The organism is Variovorax sp. VRV01 (genome assembly GCF_014852545.1).
In the GTDB taxonomy this organism is placed as follows: domain Bacteria; phylum Pseudomonadota; class Gammaproteobacteria; order Burkholderiales; family Burkholderiaceae_C; genus Variovorax; species Variovorax beijingensis_A.
In genome coordinates, this window is record NZ_JACVBS010000018.1 from 81,082 (window position 1) to 98,828 (window position 17,747).

Genomic DNA, 17,747 nt, shown 5'->3' on the forward strand with positions numbered 1-17,747 from the left:
CCCGACGCTACGGCAAAAGTAGCTTCGGGCCTCGGCCTTGGGATGCGAGATCAGGCTTCGGACTTGTTCTTGAGCACCTGGCGGCCACGGTAGAAACCGTTGGGGCTGATGTGGTGGCGCAGATGCGTTTCGCCAGTGGTCGGCTCAACGGCAATGCCGGGCACGACCAGCGCATTGTGGGAACGGTGCATGCCGCGCTTGGAAGGCGACTTCTTGTTTTGCTGGACGGCCATGATGGCTCCTGGACTGTTAGGTGAGTGATTGGATGCGCTCTCTTGCGGTGGCAATCCAGGGGCATGCATGGAATGCCCTTGTCTGTCTTGCTGCTCACGGCGGCGCGCGCGAAGCCCATGATTATAGCCCAGGCGGCGAAAAAGGGCTACTTGCCCTCTTCCGGCTTGCGCGAACGCAACGCGCCGAGCACCGCGAAGGGGTTCGGCTTGGCCTCTTCGGCCGCCTGGAAGTCATCGTCGCTGGAAGAGAGCCGCACCGGGACCGGGCAGACCTCGTGCACGGGCATGACGGGAATCTCCATCAGGAGCTCGTCTTCGATCAGGGTGGGCAGGTCGAAGTCCCGGCTCACGACGAGCAGGTCTTCCTCGGACTCCTCGTCTTCGGCCTCCGCCGTGGCCTCGTCGGCAACGAAGCGGAACCAGCGGTCCACCACCAGCGGCGTCTCCACAGGCGTCAGGCAGCGCTGGCAGGTCAGCGGCACGGTCGCTTCGGCTTCCAGGTGCAGCCAGGGCACGGCCTTGCCGTCGGCGCCCGGGCGTTCTTCGCCGGTCGCCGTCCAGCGGACCACGGCATCGGGCGCCGGAGCCGCCAGTTCGGCGGCAAGGCGCACATAGCTCGGAACCGGGTCGGTGGCGTCCAGGGTGGCGGCAGCGGCGGCAAAGCCGGCCACGTCGAGCCGTTGGGGGGCAAATTCTCTCTTCATCCGCGCCAGTCTAGCGCGCCGGCCGCGTCACCCCCAAAGGCATGCCCGAGGGTTTTGCGCGGCTCCCGCACAATCTGGCCCATGCAACGCCCCTTGATCCTCGCCTCGACCTCGCGCTACCGGCGCGAACTGCTGAACCGCCTGCACCTGTCCTTCGATGTACAGGCACCCGAAGTCGACGAAACGGCGCTGGCCGGCGAAACGCCGCGCGAGCTGGCCGAGCGGCTGGCGCTCGAAAAGGCGCGCGCCGTGGCCGCACGCTTTCCGGAAGCCGTGGTCATCGGCTCGGACCAGGTGGCCGAGTTGGCGGGCGAGGCGCTCGGCAAGCCCGGCGACCACGCGCGCGCCACGGCCCAACTGCGCCGGATGCGCGGCCAGACACTGGTGTTCCAGACCGCGGTGGCCGTGGTCTGCGAGGCCACCGGCTTCGTCCAGCGCGACCTGGCGCCGGTGCGGGTGGTGTTCCGCGAACTCAGCGATGCCGCCATCGAGCAGTACCTGCAGGCCGAGCAGCCGTACGACTGCGCAGGCAGCGCGAAGAGCGAAGGGCTCGGCATCGCCTTGCTGAGCGCGATCGACAGCGACGACCCGACGGCGCTGGTCGGCCTGCCCTTGATCCGCACCTGCCGGATGCTGCGCGCCGCGGGGGTCGAACTCCTGTGACGCACGGCAAGCTCTACCTCGTTCCCGCGCCGCTCGACTTCGGCTGCGACACCCAGGCGCCGCTGCAGGACGCCCTGCCGCTGGGCACGATCCAGGCCGCCGCCGGGATCACCCACTGGATCTGCGAGAACGCCAAGTCGGCCCGCGCCTACCTGAAGCGGATCGATGCCGTCGCGCCACTGGCGGCGCCGCTGCAGGCGCAGGACATCCGCGAACTGCCGCGCGAGGTGCACAAGAAGGGCGACCACGCGGGGCAGTTCGATGCCCGCCCGTTGCTGGCCGCCGCGCTCGAAGGCCACGACGTCGGCCTGCTGAGCGAGGCCGGCATGCCGGCGGTGGCCGACCCCGGCTCCTCGGTGGCGCGCGCCGCGCATGACCTGGGCATTGCCGTGGTGCCGCTCACCGGGCCCGTCTCGCTGCTGCTGGCGCTGGCTGCGAGCGGCCTCAACGGGCAGAACTTCGCCTTCGTCGGCTACTTGCCGCAGGATGCCGGCGAGCGCCAGGTGCGCATCCGCGAGCTCGAGGCGCTGGCGCTCAAGACGGGCCAGACGCAGCTGTTCATCGAAACGCCCTACCGCAACGCCGCGCTGCTGCAGGCGCTGGTGCAAACGCTGCAGCACAACACCCGGCTCGCGGTAGCACGCGGCCTGACGCTCGCCAGCGCCCACGTGCGCAGCGAAACCGTGAAATCCTGGCGCGCCAAGGCGCAGCCGGGCACATTGGACGAACGCCTGCCGGCCGTGTTCGCGATCGGGCGTTGACGATGGGGGTGACCGCCGGCACGCGCTGGGCCTCGCGCGCGCAGTTCTTTTCGTCCGGATTCATCTTTGCGACCTGGGGCGTGCATGTTCCGACGGTCAAGGCGCACTACGGCATCGACGAAGCCGAGCTCGGGCTGGCGCTGCTCGCGGCCGGCGCCGGCGCGATGTTCGGGCTGACCAGCGCCGGCCGCTGGATCGGCCGCCACGGCCCGCGGCGCATGGCCGCGCTCTGCGGCTGCGTCTATGCCCTGCTGCTTGCCGGCCTGATCGCGATGCCGGGCTATCTTTTCCTTTTGGCATTGCTGGCGGTCTTCGGCCTGGTGACCAGCGTGTTCGACGTGGCCATCAACACCGAGGCGGCGCAGCTGGAGCTGCACGGCGGCAAGCCCCTGATGAGCGGCATGCACGGCATGTTCAGCCTGGGTGGCATGGCCGGCGCCGCGAGCGGCAGCGCGGCACTGGCCGCCGGGCTCGGGGCGCAGGCGCATCTGCTGTGGGTGGCAGCGGCAATGGTGCTGGTGGTTGCCGTCGCGTCGACGCGCATGCTGCCCAGGCCGCCCGCCGCGAGTGATGCCGCCCCGGCGGACCATCGCTTCCGGCTGCCCCGCGGCACGCTGGCGGTGCTTGGCGTGCTCGCCGCGCTGGGCCTGATTGCGGAAGGCGCCATCTACGACTGGAGCGTGCTCTACATGCAGCAGGAACTCGGCAGCCCGCAAAAGCAGGCCGCGCTGGCCTACGCGAGCTTCTCCGCCGCCATGGCGGCGGCGCGCTTCGGCGGCGACGCCATGCGCGCGCGCTTCTCGCCGACGGCGCTGCTACGCGGCAGCGGCATTCTGGCGGCCGTGGCCATGGCGCTGGTGCTGCTGACCGACCTGCCCTGGCTCGCGTTGCTCGGCTTCGCGGGCGTCGGCATCGGTTTTGCGAACGTAGTGCCGATCCTGTTCGGCGCCTCGGCGCGCGTGCCCGGCGTTGAACCCGCCATCGGCATTGCCGCCGTCTCGGCCGTGGCCTACCTGGGTTTCATGGCCGGCCCGGCGGTGATCGGCCTGCTCGCGCGGGCCAGCTCGCTGACGGCCGCGCTCTATGTGGTCGTGGTCTTTGCCGCGGCGCTGGCGGCCTCGGCCCGCCTCACGGGCGAGGACGGCAAACGGTCTTGAAGCGACTGGCCGCCGGCCTCAGCGCAGCGCCGGCGTGGCGGACTGCAGCGAGCGGACGGTGGCCGCGCCCATGGCGGCGCCGAATTTCTTCGCAAGTTTCTCGGCCACGTTGTCGCGCCGGGTGTAGTCGGTGACCTCTTCGGCCTTGATGACTTCGCGCGCTACGAAGTCGACATTGCCCAGCTGGTCGGCCAAGCCGAATTCGACGGCCTGTTCGCCGCTCCAGAAGAGGCCGCTGAAAAGCCCCGGGGTGTCGAGCTTGAGCCGGTCGCCGCGCCCGCTTTTCACCACGTTGATGAACTGCGCGTGGATCTGGTTCAGCATGGCCTGGGCATGGGCGCGCTGCGCGTCGCTCATCGGGCTGAACGGGTCGAGGAAGCCCTTGTTCTCGCCGGCCGTCAGCAACCGGCGCTCGACGCCGACCTTTTCCATCACGCCGGTGAAGCCGAAGCCGTCCATCAGCACGCCGATGCTGCCGACGATGCTGGCCTTGTCGACGAAGATCTTGTCGGTGGCGGCCGCGATGTAGTACGCGGCCGAGGCGCAGGTTTCCTCGACCACCGCGTAGATCGGCTTCTTGTGCTTGGCCTTCAGGCGCTTGATCTCGTCGCTGATGATGCCCGCCTGCACGGGGCTTCCGCCGGGCGAATTGATGAGCAGCACGATGCCCTTGGCGCCCTCGTCCTCGAAGGCCGTCTTCATGGCCGCCACCACGAATTCCGCGCTGGCGTCGCCGCCGTTGGCGATCTCGCCCTTGATCTCGACCACCGCCGTGTGGGCCGTGGTCTTGGCGGCGCTCGGCGCGTTGCGCGACATCGCGAGCCAAACCAGGAAGATGAAGAAGGCGAGCCACGACAGGCGCGTGAAGGTCTTCCAGCGGCGCGCCGCCTTCTGCTCGTTGAGCGAAGCGAAGGCGAGCTTCTCGAGCGTTGCGCGCTCCCATCCGGGACGCTGCGTGGGGTCTTTGGCCATGTTTCTCGGCGCGCCCTGCGAGGACGCAATGGGGGTGGCCGGCTCAAAAGGATCAAAACCTTCGGGTTCCGTGCGGTTCGGGTCGGTCATTGTCAAAAAATCAGGGGATGGAGGTTCCAGGCAGTATGCCAGTGCACCACGCCGTCACGTTCGCTGAGGGCGATCTTCACGAGCCCGCCGCGGCATGGGCCGCCGGCGCATTCGCCGGTGTCCGGCCGGTAGACCGCACCGTGGGTGGCGCAGAGCAGCCACTGGCCGCTGTCGTCGAAGAAGCGGTCGGGCTGGAAATCCAGCTCCATGGCCACGTGGCTGCATCGGTTGAGGTAGGCATGCGGCTGCCCTTCGAAGCGCACAGCGAAGGCCCGGCAGGTCTCGCCGCCATAGACCACATCGAAAGGGACGGCCCGGCCGCCTTCGACCAGCTCCGCGGCATTGCACAGGGGAATGCGCTGTTCTTCGCTCATGCCGCGATTTTCAGGCGTTGTCCAGAAGCCATGCCTCCAGGCTGGCCACCGAGTGGGCGACGAACAGCGGCTTCAGTTCGTCGAAGCTCTCGGGCTCGTGCGCGCCATAGCTCACGCCCACGCTCGCGCAGCCGGCATTGAGCGCCAGCTGCAGGTCGTGCGTGGTGTCGCCGATCATCAGGGTGCGCTCGGGCGGCACCTCGAGCTCCTCCATGAGTTCGAGCAGCATGCGCGGGTGCGGCTTGCCGAAGGTTTCGTCGGCGGTGCGCGAGGCGTCGAAGCGGTCGCGCAGCGCGACCGACTTCAGCGCCTCGTTCAAGCCGCGACGCGACTTGCCCGTGGCCACGGCGAGCTTGTGGCCGCGCGCGCGCAGGGCGTCGATCATCTGCAGCACGCCGTCGAACAGCACGAGGTCGTCCTGGTGCTGCAGGTAGTGGTAGCGGTAGCGCGCACCGAGCTCGGCGTATTTTTCCTTCGGCACATCGGGCGCGGCGCGCGCCAGGGCCTCGGCCAGGCCCAGGCCGATCACCCATGCGGCGTCGTTCTCGCTCGGCTTGGCGCCGCCGACGTCGATCACGGCCGCCTGGATGCAGCGCACGATGAGCCGCGTGGAGTCGTAGAGCGTGCCGTCCCAATCGAAGGCGATCAGGTCGAAGCGCAGGGGTCTGGAGGAATCAGTCATTGGCCGTGGGAGTGGGATGTTGGGCAAGCGCTTCGATCGCCTGGGGCGGCATCAACGCTTGCAGCTCGGGCGGCAGGCCGGCCTGCAGCGCCACGCGCTCGCCCGTGGCGGGGTGGGTGAACTGCAGTCGCCAGGCATGCAGGAACATGCGCTTGAGGCCGAGCTTTTGCAACACGCGCTGGCGCTCGAAGTTGCCGTATTTGTCGTCGCCCGCGATGGCATGGCCGGCCGATGCAAGGTGCACGCGGATCTGGTGGGTACGGCCGGTCTTGATGGTGACCGCCAGCAGCGACAGCGGCGCGGCATCGCCCGGCAGCGTGAGCCGCGCGAGCACGCGCACCAGCGTCACGGCCCGCATGGCATCGGGATGGTCCTTGGCGACCACCCGCACGCGGCGTTCGCCGGCGCCCGCGCCGTCGCCCGGCAGCAGGTACTTGGCGAGCGGCGCATCGAGCACCTTCTTGTTGGCAGGCCAGGCGCCCTCGACCAGCGCGAGGTAGGTCTTGCCGGTCTCGCGTTCGCGGAACTGGTCTTGCAGCGCCACGAGCGCGCTGCGCTTCTTGGCCACCAGCAGGATGCCCGAGGTCTCGCGGTCGAGCCGGTGCACCAGTTCGAGGAACTTGGCGCCCGGGCGCGCCGTCCGCAGCTGCTCGATCACGCCAAAGCTCACGCCGCTGCCGCCGTGCACGGCCACGCCGGCGGGCTTGTCGATGGCCAGCACCGCGTCGTCCTCCAGCAGCACCGGGAATTCGCGCGCCGGCGCGGGCGGCGCAGCGCCCTCTTCGGCCCGCGGTGATATCCGTATGGGAGGCAGCCGCAGCACGTCGCCGGCTTCGATGCGGGTCTCGGCCTGCACCCGCCCCTTGTTGATGCGCACCTCGCCCGACCGGATGATCCGGTAGACATGCGTCTTGGGCACGCCCTTCAGGTGGCGGAACAGGAAGTTGTCGAGCCGCTGGCCCGCGGATTCCGCATCGACGGTGATGAACCTGATGGCCGCATGCGGCGCGCCGGCGTCCGCCGCAGCCTTTGGGACTGCGGGATCTGGAACTGCGGGATTTGGAGCGGCCGCGGGGCTTCGCTTCGCACCTATAATGTTTTTCACCAGCGCGGTCGTGTAAGTGCTTGATTAGACAGAAGTTTAGATCACTGCAGTCAAACGCCCAGGACCATGCTGCGAGGTCGATGCCGCTTTGGCGCCGAACCTGCAAACCCCGCGCAATTGCGCAAAGTGGCAGGCGTGGCGCCCAAGTCAAGCCGACACCCACGAAACACCGATACGGAATACCCAGCCTGCAGCTTCCAAGCTGCCGGCGGATCGAAGCGAGTCCCTTGTGTTGATGCTGCTGATTCAAATGTGCCTGCGCTGGCCCACCTGGCTTCTGCCAGCGGCCTCAGGCATTGAGTCATCCGCACCGCGCGCCACCATTGCGCAACCAGCTATCAATAAGATAGCTGCTCAACACCGAACCTGGCTCGCGCCCATCCACGCGCCCCCACCCCGGTTGTCTTCCTGAGCTGACGCTCAAGAGGCCTGTCCGCGCTCGGCGCGGCAGCGACAACATCCGGGGCCAAGCGGCAATTCCCCTCGTTTCGCGGGCGTCGTCCGTGCATCGTTGGCCCGTCATGGGCCGGTAGAACGATACATATAAGGACAACGCATCATGAAGCGGATGCTGATCAATGCCACGCAGGCCGAAGAACGCCGCCTGGCCATCGTCGACGGGCAAAAGCTCCTCGACTACGAAATCGAGATCGAAGGGCGCGAACAGCGCAAGGGCAACATCTACAAGGCCGTCGTGACGCGCGTCGAGCCTTCGCTCGAAGCCTGTTTCGTCGACTACGGCGAAGACCGCCACGGCTTCCTGCCGTTCAAGGAAATCTCCAAGCAATACTTCGCCGAAGGCGTTTCCGCCAACCAGGCGCGCATCCAGGACGTCATCAAGGAAGGCCAGGAGCTGGTCGTCCAGGTCGAGAAGGAAGAGCGCGGCAACAAGGGCGCGGCCCTCACCACCTTCATCTCGCTGGCCGGCCGCTACGTGGTGCTGATGCCCAACAACCCGCGCGGCGGCGGCGTGAGCCGGCGCATCGAGGGCGACGACCGCGCCGAACTCAAGGAGGCGATGGATCAGCTCGAGTACCCCAAGGGCATGAGCATCATCGCGCGCACCGCCGGCATCGGCCGCTCGGCGCCCGAACTCCAGTGGGACCTGAACTACCTGCTCAAGCTCTGGAGCGCCATCGACGGCGCGGCCAAGGGCGGCAAGGGCGCCTTCCTGATCTACCAGGAATCCTCGCTCGTCATCCGCGCCATCCGTGATTACTTCAATCACGACATCGGCGACATCCTGATCGACACCGACGACATCTACGAGCAGGCGCAGCAGTTCATGGCGCACGTCATGCCCGAGCATGCCGCCCGCGTGAAGCGCTACCGCGACGACGCGGCGCTGTTCAGCCGCTTCCAGATCGAGCACCAGATCGAATCCGCCTATGCGCGCACCGTGCAGTTGCCCTCGGGCGGCGCCATCGTGATCGACCACACCGAGGCGCTGGTCTCGGTCGACGTGAACTCGGCGCGCGCCATCAAGGGCGGCGACATCGAGGAAACCGCCACGCGCACCAACCTCGAAGCCGCCGACGAAGTGGCCCGCCAGATGCGCCTGCGCGACCTGGGCGGCCTGATCGTCATCGACTTCATCGACATGGACGAGTCGAAGAACCGCCGCGAAGTCGAAAGCCGCCTGCGCGACGCGCTGCGGCAAGACCGCGCCCGCGTGCAGTTCGGCTCGATCAGCAAGTTCGGCCTGATGGAAATGAGCCGCCAGCGCCTGAAGCCGGCGCTCAGCGAAGGCTCGTCGATCCCCTGCCCGCGCTGCGGCGGCTCGGGCCACATCCGCGACACCGAATCGAGCGCGCTGCAGATCCTGCGCATCATCCAGGAAGAGTGCCTGAAGGACAACACGGCTGCCGTGCACGTGCAGGTGCCGGTCGAAGTGGCCTCGTTCCTGCTGAACGAAAAGCGCCCCGAGATCGCCAAGATCGAACTCAAGCAGCGCGTCACCGTGCTGATGGTGCCGAACAAGACGCTCGAAACGCCGAACTACAAGCTCGAGCGCCTGAAGCACGACGATCCGCGCCTGGACCACATCGAAGCCAGCTACAAGATGGCCGACGAGATCGAGGACCCGACCTCGGTCACGCGCCGCTCGCAGGAGCCCACCAACAAGCAGACGCCGGTCATCAAGGGCGTTCTGCCCGATGCGCCCGCGCCCGTGGTGCCGCCCCGGCCCGAACCGGCGCGTGCCCCGGCCGCCGTGGCCCCGGCACCGGTTGCGCCCCCCGTCGCAAGCGCACCGGCACCGGCCGAGACCGGCTTCTTCGCCCGCATCAAGAGCTGGTTCGGCGGCACGCCGGCACCGGCGCCCGCGCCGGCCGTGATCCCGGTCGAGCCTCCGAAGCCCACGCGCCGTGATGGCGGCCGCCCGGGCCGCGACGGCGAAGCGCGCGGCGCCCGCGATGGCGAACAGCGCCGCGGTGGCCGCGGCGGCGAAGGCCGCGGTGAAAACGGCAGCCGCTCCGGTGGCCGCGACGGCGAACGCCGCGGTGGCCGCGGAGGCGAGCGCCGTGAAGGACGCGGCAGCGAGATCCGCAGCGAAGCCGCCCAGCCGCGCGAACCCCGCGAACAACGCGAGCCGCGCGAGCTCCGCGAACCTCGCGAGCCCCGTGAAGCACGCGGCCCGCGCGACGGCGAACAGCGCCGCGGTGGCCGCGGCGAGCGCCGCGAAGGCGAAGGCCGCGAGGCACGGCCGGCATCGGCCGAACTGATCGACGGCAACCTCGAAGCCCAGCAACCGGTATCGGGCGCACCCGCTGGCGATGAAGGCAATGCGCCGGCAGAACGCGCGCCGCGCGCACGCGGCGAACGCCGGGAACGCGGTGAACGTGGCGAGCGGGCCGAGCGGGCCGAGCGCGGCGAGCGCGGCGAGCGCAATGGCAACGATGCACCGCGCGACGCATCCGGCGGCGACAACGTCGCCCCGCAGGACGGCGCGCAAGCCGAACGTGCGCCGCGCGGCGGCCGCGAAGAACGCGCACCGCGAGGCGAGCGCAACGACGGCCGCCGCGAGCGCCGCAGCGAAGGCCAGCCGCGTTTCGCCAACGGCGAGGCCCCCGCCAATCTCGACGAAGCGGACATCCGCATTGCCGAAGCCGCCGAAATGGCACCGGCCAATGAAGGCGAAGCCGGTACCGGCGAGCAGCAGACACCGCGCCGCGAAGGCGAAGAGCGCCGCGGCCGTTCGCGCGACCGCTACGGCCGGGATCGCCGCGAGCGCGGTCCGCGCGACGACAGCGAAACCGGCGTGGCCGGCGCATCGGCCGACAGCGCGGAGGCCGGCGAAGCACCGGCACGCCAGCCGGCCCAGCCGCTCGCAACGGCCGAACGCACCGCAGTGCCCGAAGCAGAAGCACGCGAACCGGCACCGCGGAGCTACTTCGATCGCCCGGCCGCAGCAGCTCCTGCCGCTCCCGCAACTCCCGCGGTCGCGGTCGCTGCAGCCGCGGCGGCGCCTGTCGCCGTCGAGAGCAGCAGCAAGCCCGCAGCCAATGGCCGTGCACTGCCGAAGGTGCAACCCTTCGAGCTGCCGCTGACCGAACTCGCGCAGATCGCCGAGAGCTCGGGCCTGCAATGGGTGAACTCGGACGCCGAGCGCATTGCACAGGCCCGCGCAGCGATCGCGGCTGAGCCGAAGCCGGTGCATGTGCCGCGCGAGCGCCCGCCCGCGATCGTGCTCGACGATGGTCCGCTGGTGCTGGTTGAAACCCGCCGCGAGCTCGGTGCGATGACGCTGCCCTTCGAAAAGGCGCCTTCCGATGCGCAAGGCGTGAACTGAAGAAGCCCGGGCCCGAGGGCTCGGGGACAATGAAGAACGGCGCCACATCGGCGCCGTTTTTTTTGGGGAATGCAAGAGCGGCAAGCGCCGCAGCGCGGGACCGATTGCCGGTCAGACCTTCTCGGTCTGCGCCGCGCGCTTCCAGGCCGCTGCGGCCTGCTCTTCGTCGCCGCGCGTTTCGGCCAGTTCGGCCAGTGCCAGCCAGGCGCGCCGGTAAAGCTCCGTGTCCTGCAGGCCCAGGCCGGCCTGCATCAGCAGTTGCTGGGCCTTGCCCCAGAGCTGGCGCTTCATGCAGGCCATGCCCGCGAGGTACTGCAGGTTGGGGTCGCGCGGGTTGTTGCGCTGCGCCGTTTCGATGCGGGCCAGCCAGTCGGCATCCACCGAATCGAGCCCCGCCTCGAGCGCGCGCGCCATCTTGACGCGCAGCATATCGCCCAGGCCCCGGGGCTGCGACACCATGCGCTCCCAAGCCGGCAGCAGCCAGCCGCGCGCCAGCGACAGATCGCCGCGCAGCGCCACCATGCGTTGGGCGGCGTGAATCGCGACCTCGGGCATTTCACGCTCGGCGTCGTCGAGCTCGGCCCAGGCGCGAAGCAGCTGTGCCGGGTCATGCGCACCCGACAGCAGCTCGGTGGCGAGGCCGCGCACGATGCTCTGCGCTGCGCCCTCGGAAAAGGCCCGGTGCTTGGCCAGCAGGCGCGCCGTTTCCAGTGCTTCGAGCGTGCGCCCATCCTGGCGCGCAGCCTTCAGGCGGATGCGCAGCGCGAGCGTGCGCCGCTGCACGCCTTGGGGAAGCTCCTCGAGCCGAGCCAGGGCGCCCGCGGGATCGCGGTCTTCGAGCGCCCAGCGCGCCGCGCGCAGCTGCACGCCTTCGCGCGTTTCGGGACTGGCCAGCACGATGCGGTCGACGCTTTCGTTGAGCGCCTGCTGCAGGTGCGCGTCGCGCGCGGCCCGGTCCTGCAGGGCCTGAGCGCTCTCGGCAGCCAGCAGGTGCGACAGCACGCGGACCTGCTGGGCCTGCGGCAGGCTCGCGCCGAGCGCGGCCAGCGTTTTTTCCTGCACCAGCGCGGCTTGCGCGGCCTTGCGCGCGCGCGAGAAGCGGCCCGAGAGCAACTGCACCATGGCATCGAGCAGGGCCGAGTGCAGCATGCGTTCCTTTTGCTGCAGCCGCCATTGGCGCGCCTGGGTCGGAAGCGAGAACAGCGCCGCCAGGCCGCGCAATGCAAGATGGAGCAGCACGAACGCGGCCAGCAGGATGACCAGCACCAGGTTCAGCGACAGGTCGACGCGCCAGGGTGGCCAGAACACGGTGATCGTGCCCTGGTTGTTGCCCGCGAACAGCGCCACCGCCGCCGCAACGGCGAACAGCGCGAGGAGCCACAGTGCGGCTCTCACGTCAGGCCCCTCGCCGGGCCGCCCCAAGGGAGGCCTGCGCCCCCTTTGGGCAGCAAATACACGAAGTGATGAGCGTGGGGGCTCATGTCAGCGCCCCGCTGCCGCCGTGGCCAGCGCCGACAGCGTGTCGTCGATGCGCGGGGGTTCGGAGGTCTTCACGAGCGCCTGCAGCTGCTGCAGCTGCGTCGCGGCGGCCTGCGTGCGCCGCGATGCGGGATCGAAATAGCGGTTCAGCGATGCGGCCACCGTGGCGAGTTCGCTGCGCGCGGCGTCCACCTGCCGAGACAGCAGCGAGAGCCGCGCATTGAGCAGCTTGAGCTTGAGGTTCTCGCGCAGGAAATAGGTCTGGTCGGGTGCCAGCAGCACCGCCTCGGGACGTTCGATGCGCCCGACCCGCACCAGCGACCGCGCTTCGGCGCGCACCGTCAGCAGCAGTTTTTCCCACCAGGCCGCATCGGCCGGAATGGGCTCGGGCTGCCAGGCATTGAGGCCCGAGCCGCGCATGGCCACGGCGTTGAGCGGCGGCAGGTCGTCCACGCTGCGCATCAGCTCGTCGAGCTTTTGCAGCGCTTCGCCGCTGTCGGCGCTGGCGCTGCTGCGCAGGCGGTCGGCGTCGCGCTGCATGGCGCGCTGCAGCGGCGCCAGCCGGGGCTGCGCGGCGCGCGCGATGCGCAGGTCGCCGGACTTGAGGGCGGCCAGCAGGGGCTCCACGCTGCCCGTGACCTGCGCCTGCTGCAGCGCCAGGCGCACGGCCGATTCGATGTCGACCACCAGGTTCTCGTCGCGCGAGCGCGAGAGGCTTTGCATCAGTTCTTCGAGCTGCGAGCGCTGCAGTGCGACCTCGGCAACCCGGGTTTCGGTGAGCGCAGCGCGGGCTGCGGTCTCGCGTACCGTGTCGATGGCCTGGCGCGCGAGCGTGCGCGCCTCGAGCGACTGGGCCAGCGCATCGGCGCTCTGGCGCGCCAGCTGCTCCTGCATGCCGCTGACCTTCTGCCACAGGGAGATGGCCGTCACCAGGGCCGCCAGCGCCACGATGGCCAGCAGGCCGAAGCCGATGCGCGAGAGCATCGTTGCGGCGGCCGCCTGCGACTCCGGCGACTGCGCCATCGCCAGCGTGGCGGGCACCGGCGCGGCGGAAGATGGGGGGGAGAAGTCGTCGGACGGGGACGCGGCACTCATGTGAAGGATTCTATCGACGCGACCAGGGCTTCCCGCAGCGGCGGGCACACGCGCACCGAACCGAATCCCGCGGCCCGCGCGGCTTCGCCGATGCGCGCATGGGTCGCCACCGCAACGGCCGCATGCCAGTCGGTGCCCGGCATGGCATCGCACAGGTTGGCAATGGCCTCCGAGCTGCTGAACAGCCAGACCGCGCGCCCCGCGGCGCCATCGAGCGCCAGCGCACGCGCCGCGTCGTCGAAGGATGGCGGCAGGCGCCGGTAGGCGACCACGGTGTCGCGCAGCCCCTGGGCGGCGTCGATCTCGTGGGCGAGCCAGTCGCGTCCGCTCGGGTGGCCGGCCGCATCGCCGCCGCGCACGATCAGCACGCGCACACCCTGGCCGACCTGCCCTTTCACGCGCTCCCACAGGGCCTCGGAATCGAAGCGGGCGGCGTCGGAAGGCGGTGCGTCGATGGCGCCTTGCGGCACGCCGGCACGCAAGAGTGCGCGTGCCGTGCCGGGCCCCGTGGCCCAGAAGCGCGGGCCCGTTGCGCGTTGCCCTTCTTCCGCATGCAGGAAGAAATGCTCGACCGCGGTGGCGCTCACGAACATCAGCGCCGCGTAGTCCGCAAGCCGCTTCCACGCTGCGCGCAGCGGCTCCACGTCGATGGCGGGCTCGATGGCGATCAGCGGCAGCACCGCGGCATCCAGCCCCGCGGCCCGGAACTCGTCCGCCCATTGCGCGGCCTCGCGCGCCGGCCGCGTGACGATGACGGGCTTGGCAGCCATCGTTGTTTGAAAAATCTTCAGTGCGCGCCGGCGTCGCGCAGCAGCGAGGCGGCGCGTTCGCCGAGCGCGCCGGCCTGCGCGAAGTCGGCGGCCGGGGCTTGCGCGTGAACCCGCACCAGCGCGGCATTGCCCTCGGGGTCGCCCCAGGCCGCATCGATGCGCAGCGCTCCATCGGCCTGCCAGCGCGCATGGGCTGCCAGCGGCATGGAACAGCTGCCGCCCATCGACCGGCTCACCGCGCGCTCGGCGGCGGTGGCCAGCCAATCGCGCGGATGCGCCAGCGTGGCCAGCAGCGCGATCAGCTCGGTGCGGTCGGCCCGCACCTCGATGCCGAGCGCGCCCTGCCCCGCAGCCGGCAGCATGGTGTCGGGATCGAACGCGACCCGGATGCGGTGTTCGAGCCCGAGCCGCTTGAGCCCGGCCGCCGCGAGCACGATGGCGTCGTACTGGCCTTCGTCGAGCTTGCGCAGGCGGGTGTCGAGGTTGCCGCGCAGCGGCTCGATGCGAAGGTCGGGCCGCAGGGCGCGCAGCAGCACCACGCGCCGCAGGCTGGAGGTGCCGACGACGGCGCCCTGCGGCAGCTCGTCGAGCGAGGCATGGCGCGGCGACACCAGCGCATCGCGCGGGTCTTCGCGCTCCAGCACGCAGGCCAGCACGAAACCCTCGGGCAGGTCCATCGGCACGTCTTTCAGCGAATGCACCGCGATGTCGGCGCGGCCTTCCTCGAGCGCGAGTTCGAGCTCCTTCACGAACAGGCCCTTGCCGCCCACCTTGCTGAGCGACTTGTCGAGGATCTGGTCGCCGCGCGTGGTCATGCCCAGCAGGCTGACCGCGTGGCCTCTTTCCTGCAGCAGCGCCTGCACGTGCTCGGCCTGCCACAGGGCGAGCCGGCTTTCGCGCGTGGCGATCACGATATTGCTCAAGGCCGCTCCCAAAAAGTACATGTTGAAGACCTCCGGAATGCTAGCATGTTGCGCCGCAACAACGCAGGCGGCGCATTCTTTTCTAGACCAGGAAAAACATCGAAATGAAAGCCAGCAAGACTCCTGCGCCGCCCAGGCGCCGGCAAGCCGAAGACCAGCCGCTGATCGACGACATCCGGCTCCTGGGCCGCATCCTCGGCGACGTGATCCGCGAACAGGAGGGCGAGGAAAGTTATGCGCTGGTCGAGAAGATCCGCACGCTGTCGGTGGCTTTCCGCCGCGATGCCGACCAGGCGGCCGACCGCGCGCTCAAGAACCTGCTCAAGGGCCTGAGCGCGGCCGAGACGGTGCGCGTGATCCGCGCCTTCACCTATTTCAGCCACCTGGCCAACCTGGCCGAAGACCGCCACCAAATCCGCCGCCGCACCGAGGCCGAGCGCGCCGGCGAAAACGCCGACGGCGATCTGCAGACCGCGCTCGCGCGTATCCGCAAGGCCGGCGTCAAGCCCGACGAAGTGGTGGCCTCGCTGGCACGCAGCTATGTCTCGCCGGTGCTCACCGCGCATCCGACCGAGGTGCAGCGCAAGAGCATCCTCGATGCCGAGCGCGCCATTGCGCAGCTGCTCACCACGCGCGACGAGATCAAGCTGCGCCAGAGCGCCTACGCCGGCGCCAAGGACGCGCTCACGCCGCTCGAGTTTGCCGAGAACGAAACGCAGATGCGCATCCGCGTCACGCAGATCTGGCAGACGCGGCTGCTGCGCTTTTCCAAGCTCACCGTGGCCGACGAGATCGAGAATGCGCTGAGCTACTACGAAGCCACCTTCCTGCGCGAGATTCCGCGCGTCTATGCCGACCTCGAAAAGGCGCTGGGCCAGGGCGGTGTGGTGCCTTCGGTCGCGCCTTTCCTGCGCATGGGCCAGTGGATCGGCGGCGACCGCGACGGCAATCCCAACGTGACGGCCGAAACGCTCGAATACGCGCTGCGCCGCCAGGCCGAGCTGGCGCTGCGCCACTATCTCACCGAAGTGCACTACCTGGGCGGCGAGCTCTCGCTGTCCGCCACGCTGGTGGACGTGTCGGTCGAGATGCAGGCGCTGGCCGAGCGCTCGCCCGACACCAGCGAGCACCGCAAGGATGAGCCCTACCGGCGCGCGCTCACCGGCGTGTATGCGCGGCTGGCGGCCACGCTGCGCGAGCTCACCGGCGGCGAAGCCGCGCGCCACGCCGTGCCGCCGCAAAACCCCTACACGAAGGCCGAGGAATTCCTGGCCGACCTGCACACGGTGGAAGAGTCGCTCGTCGAGAAGCACGGCAGCGTGCTGGCGGCGCCGCGCCTGCGGCCGCTGATCCGCGCGGTCGAGGTGTTCGGCTTCCACCTGGCCACGGTCGACCTGCGCCAGAGCTCGGACAAGCACGAGGCCGTGATCGCCGAGCTGCTGGCCACCGCGCGCATCGAGCCCGCCTATGCCTCGCTGGCCGAGGAGGCCAAGCAGACGCTGCTGCTCAAGCTGCTCGACGACGCGCGCCCGCTGCGCGTGCCCGATGCCGAATATTCGCCGCTCGCGCAGAGCGAGCTCGCGATCTTCGCGGCAGCGCGCACCGCGCGTGCGCGCTACGGTGCGGCCGCCATCCGCCACTACATCATCAGCCACACCGAGACGGTGAGCGACCTGCTCGAGGCGCTGCTGCTGCAAAAGGAAGTGGGCCTGCTGCGCGGCAAGATGGACGGCAACGCCACCTGCGACCTGATCGTGGTGCCGCTGTTCGAAACCATCGAGGACCTGCGCAATGCCGCCCCCATCGTGCGTGCCTTCTATGCGCTGCCGAACATCCAGGCGCTGATCGAGCGCTCGGGCGCCGAGCAGGACGTGATGCTCGGCTACAGCGACAGCAACAAGGACGGCGGCATCTTCACGAGCAACTGGGAGCTCTACCGCGCAGGCATTGCGCTGGTCGCACTGTTCGACGAGCTCAACAAGAAAAAGGCCCATCCGATTCGCCTGCGCATGTTCCATGGCCGCGGCGGCACGGTGGGACGCGGCGGCGGACCGAGCTACCAGGCGATCCTCGCGCAGCCGCCCGGCACGGTGCGCGGCCAGATCCGCCTCACCGAACAGGGCGAGGTGATCGGCTCGAAGTACGCCAACCGCGAGATCGGCCGGCGCAATCTCGAGACGCTGGTGGCCGCCACGCTCGAAGCCACGCTGCTGCCGCAGGCCAAGTCGGCGCCCGCCACCTTCCTGTCGGCGGCCGGGGAGCTGTCGGCCGCGAGCATGTCGGCCTACCGCAAGCTGGTCTACGAAACCCCGGGCTTCGGCGACTACTTCTTCGGCTCCACGCCGATCCGCGAGATTGCCGAGCTCAACATCGGCTCGCGTCCCGCCTCGCGCAACCCGAGCCACAAGATCGACGACCTGCGCGCCGTGCCGTGGAGCTTCAGCTGGGGCCAGTGCCGGCTCACCATTCCCGGCTGGTTCGGTTTCGGCTCGGGCGTGGAGCAGTTCCTGGCCTCGGCCCCAACGCCGGCCGCGCGCAAGGAGCGCACCGCGCTGCTGCGCCGCATGTATGCGCAGTGGCCGTTCTTTCGCACGCTGCTCTCCAACATGGACATGGTGCTGGCCAAGAGCGACCTTGCGCTGGCGTCGCGCTATGCCGAACTGGTGACCGACCGCAAGCTGCGCCAGAAGGTGTTCTCGATGATCGATACCGAGTGGCACCGCACTTCCGACGCGCTCACGCTCATCACCGGCGCCAAGCAGAGGCTCGAAGGCAACGCCGAGATGCAGCGCTCGGTGCGCCACCGTTTTCCGTACATCGATCCGCTGCATCACCTGCAGGTCGAGCTGATGCGCCGCTACCGCGCGGGCGAAGGCGGCGAGCGGCTGCAGCGCGGCATCCACATCTCGATCAACGGGGTGGCGGCCGGCCTGCGCAACACGGGTTGAG

The 17,747-nt window shown here is 69.6% G+C and carries 15 protein-coding genes; 5 read left to right on the top strand and 10 right to left on the bottom strand.

All coding sequences use genetic code 11. The features are described from left to right. Positions 1–50: 50 nt before the first annotated feature. Together rpmF and IB278_RS26490 are read right to left on the bottom strand one after the other, a co-directional pair. Complete coding sequence (rpmF, locus tag IB278_RS26485; RefSeq protein WP_007830466.1) at positions 51–233, bottom strand: 50S ribosomal protein L32; 183 nt, start codon at positions 231–233, stop codon at positions 51–53. 146 nt (positions 234–379) lie between these two features. Then, positions 380–937, bottom strand: a complete 558-nt coding sequence (locus tag IB278_RS26490) for a YceD family protein (RefSeq protein ID WP_192326660.1) — start codon at positions 935–937, stop codon at positions 380–382. 81 nt (positions 938–1,018) lie between these two features. Here IB278_RS26490 and IB278_RS26495 point away from each other — a divergent pair, with 81 nt between their 5' ends. Genes IB278_RS26495 through IB278_RS26505 form a run of 3 tightly spaced genes read left to right on the top strand, consistent with a single transcriptional unit; the run spans position 1,019 to position 3,518 of the window. Continuing rightward, positions 1,019–1,600 carry a Maf family protein gene (locus IB278_RS26495; protein WP_145741431.1) on the top strand — a complete coding sequence of 194 codons (582 nt, stop codon included), beginning with the start codon at positions 1,019–1,021 and terminating at the stop codon, positions 1,598–1,600. Continuing rightward, on the top strand, positions 1,597–2,361 hold the full coding sequence (locus IB278_RS26500; protein ID WP_145741428.1) for an SAM-dependent methyltransferase: 765 nt from the start codon (positions 1,597–1,599) through the stop codon (positions 2,359–2,361). The genes IB278_RS26495 and IB278_RS26500 overlap by 4 nt, the downstream gene beginning before the upstream one ends. Before the next feature lie 2 nt (positions 2,362–2,363). Next, positions 2,364–3,518, top strand: coding sequence for an MFS transporter (locus IB278_RS26505; RefSeq protein ID WP_145741426.1), 1,155 nt, complete (start codon positions 2,364–2,366; stop codon positions 3,516–3,518). A gap of 18 nt (positions 3,519–3,536) precedes the next feature. Here the strand turns inward: IB278_RS26505 and IB278_RS26510 are convergent, their stop codons facing one another. The 4 genes from IB278_RS26510 to IB278_RS26525 are packed head-to-tail and all read right to left on the bottom strand — an operon-like array spanning position 3,537 to position 6,741. Next, a complete protein-coding gene (locus IB278_RS26510) occupies positions 3,537–4,580 on the bottom strand; it encodes a S49 family peptidase (RefSeq protein WP_145741424.1) in 1,044 nt (347 codons plus the stop codon). A gap of 2 nt (positions 4,581–4,582) precedes the next feature. Continuing rightward, positions 4,583–4,954 (bottom strand): Rieske (2Fe-2S) protein, encoded by a 372-nt coding sequence (locus IB278_RS26515; protein WP_145741423.1) that lies wholly within the window; start codon positions 4,952–4,954, stop codon positions 4,583–4,585. Positions 4,955–4,964: 10 nt separating this feature from the next. After that, the gene (locus IB278_RS26520) at positions 4,965–5,636 is read right to left on the bottom strand and encodes an HAD family hydrolase (RefSeq protein ID WP_145741421.1); all 672 of its coding nucleotides are present in this window, start codon (positions 5,634–5,636) and stop codon (positions 4,965–4,967) included. Next, positions 5,629–6,741, bottom strand: coding sequence for an RluA family pseudouridine synthase (locus IB278_RS26525; protein ID WP_145741419.1), 1,113 nt, complete (start codon positions 6,739–6,741; stop codon positions 5,629–5,631). The genes IB278_RS26520 and IB278_RS26525 overlap by 8 nt, the downstream gene beginning before the upstream one ends. A 559-nt stretch (positions 6,742–7,300) precedes the next feature. Between IB278_RS26525 and IB278_RS26530 the strand changes: the two genes are divergently transcribed. Further along, positions 7,301–10,531, top strand: a complete 3,231-nt coding sequence (locus IB278_RS26530; protein ID WP_145741417.1) for an Rne/Rng family ribonuclease — start codon at positions 7,301–7,303, stop codon at positions 10,529–10,531. 111 nt (positions 10,532–10,642) lie between these two features. Here IB278_RS26530 and IB278_RS26535 read toward each other — a convergent pair whose 3' ends face one another. The 4 genes from IB278_RS26535 to hemC all read right to left on the bottom strand — a co-directional run bounded on the left by IB278_RS26535 (position 10,643) and on the right by hemC (position 14,819). Continuing rightward, positions 10,643–11,926, bottom strand: coding sequence for a heme biosynthesis HemY N-terminal domain-containing protein (locus tag IB278_RS26535; RefSeq protein WP_145741415.1), 1,284 nt, complete (start codon positions 11,924–11,926; stop codon positions 10,643–10,645). 87 nt (positions 11,927–12,013) lie between these two features. Beyond that, entirely contained in the window at positions 12,014–13,105 is a 1,092-nt protein-coding gene (locus tag IB278_RS26540) for a uroporphyrinogen-III C-methyltransferase (protein WP_145741413.1), read from the bottom strand. Beyond that, positions 13,102–13,875 carry a uroporphyrinogen-III synthase gene (locus IB278_RS26545; protein ID WP_145741411.1) on the bottom strand — a complete coding sequence of 258 codons (774 nt, stop codon included), beginning with the start codon at positions 13,873–13,875 and terminating at the stop codon, positions 13,102–13,104. Before IB278_RS26545 ends, IB278_RS26540 begins: the two co-directional genes overlap by 4 nt. 17 nt (positions 13,876–13,892) lie before the next feature. Beyond that, positions 13,893–14,819: a hydroxymethylbilane synthase gene (hemC, locus tag IB278_RS26550; RefSeq protein WP_145741410.1), complete on the bottom strand. Its 927-nt coding sequence runs from the start codon at positions 14,817–14,819 to the stop codon at positions 13,893–13,895. Positions 14,820–14,902: 83 nt separating this feature from the next. Here hemC and ppc point away from each other — a divergent pair, with 83 nt between their 5' ends. After that, the gene (gene ppc, locus IB278_RS26555; protein ID WP_145741408.1) at positions 14,903–17,746 is read left to right on the top strand and encodes a phosphoenolpyruvate carboxylase; all 2,844 of its coding nucleotides are present in this window, start codon (positions 14,903–14,905) and stop codon (positions 17,744–17,746) included. Position 17,747 lies beyond the last annotated feature (1 nt).

Coding starts and splice junctions, on each gene's coding strand:
- rpmF (WP_007830466.1), bottom strand. CDS start 233: ATGGCCGTCCAGCAAAACAAGAAGTCGCCTTCCAAGCGCGGCATGCAC.
- IB278_RS26490 (WP_192326660.1), bottom strand. CDS start 937: ATGAAGAGAGAATTTGCCCCCCAACGGCTCGACGTGGCCGGCTTTGCC.
- IB278_RS26495 (WP_145741431.1), top strand. CDS start 1,019: ATGCAACGCCCCTTGATCCTCGCCTCGACCTCGCGCTACCGGCGCGAA.
- IB278_RS26505 (WP_145741426.1), top strand. CDS start 2,364: ATGGGGGTGACCGCCGGCACGCGCTGGGCCTCGCGCGCGCAGTTCTTT.
- IB278_RS26510 (WP_145741424.1), bottom strand. CDS start 4,580: ATGACCGACCCGAACCGCACGGAACCCGAAGGTTTTGATCCTTTTGAG.
- IB278_RS26515 (WP_145741423.1), bottom strand. CDS start 4,954: ATGAGCGAAGAACAGCGCATTCCCCTGTGCAATGCCGCGGAGCTGGTC.
- IB278_RS26520 (WP_145741421.1), bottom strand. CDS start 5,636: ATGACTGATTCCTCCAGACCCCTGCGCTTCGACCTGATCGCCTTCGAT.
- IB278_RS26530 (WP_145741417.1), top strand. CDS start 7,301: ATGAAGCGGATGCTGATCAATGCCACGCAGGCCGAAGAACGCCGCCTG.
- IB278_RS26540 (WP_145741413.1), bottom strand. CDS start 13,105: ATGAGTGCCGCGTCCCCGTCCGACGACTTCTCCCCCCCATCTTCCGCC.
- IB278_RS26545 (WP_145741411.1), bottom strand. CDS start 13,875: ATGGCTGCCAAGCCCGTCATCGTCACGCGGCCGGCGCGCGAGGCCGCG.
- hemC (WP_145741410.1), bottom strand. CDS start 14,819: ATGTACTTTTTGGGAGCGGCCTTGAGCAATATCGTGATCGCCACGCGC.
- ppc (WP_145741408.1), top strand. CDS start 14,903: ATGAAAGCCAGCAAGACTCCTGCGCCGCCCAGGCGCCGGCAAGCCGAA.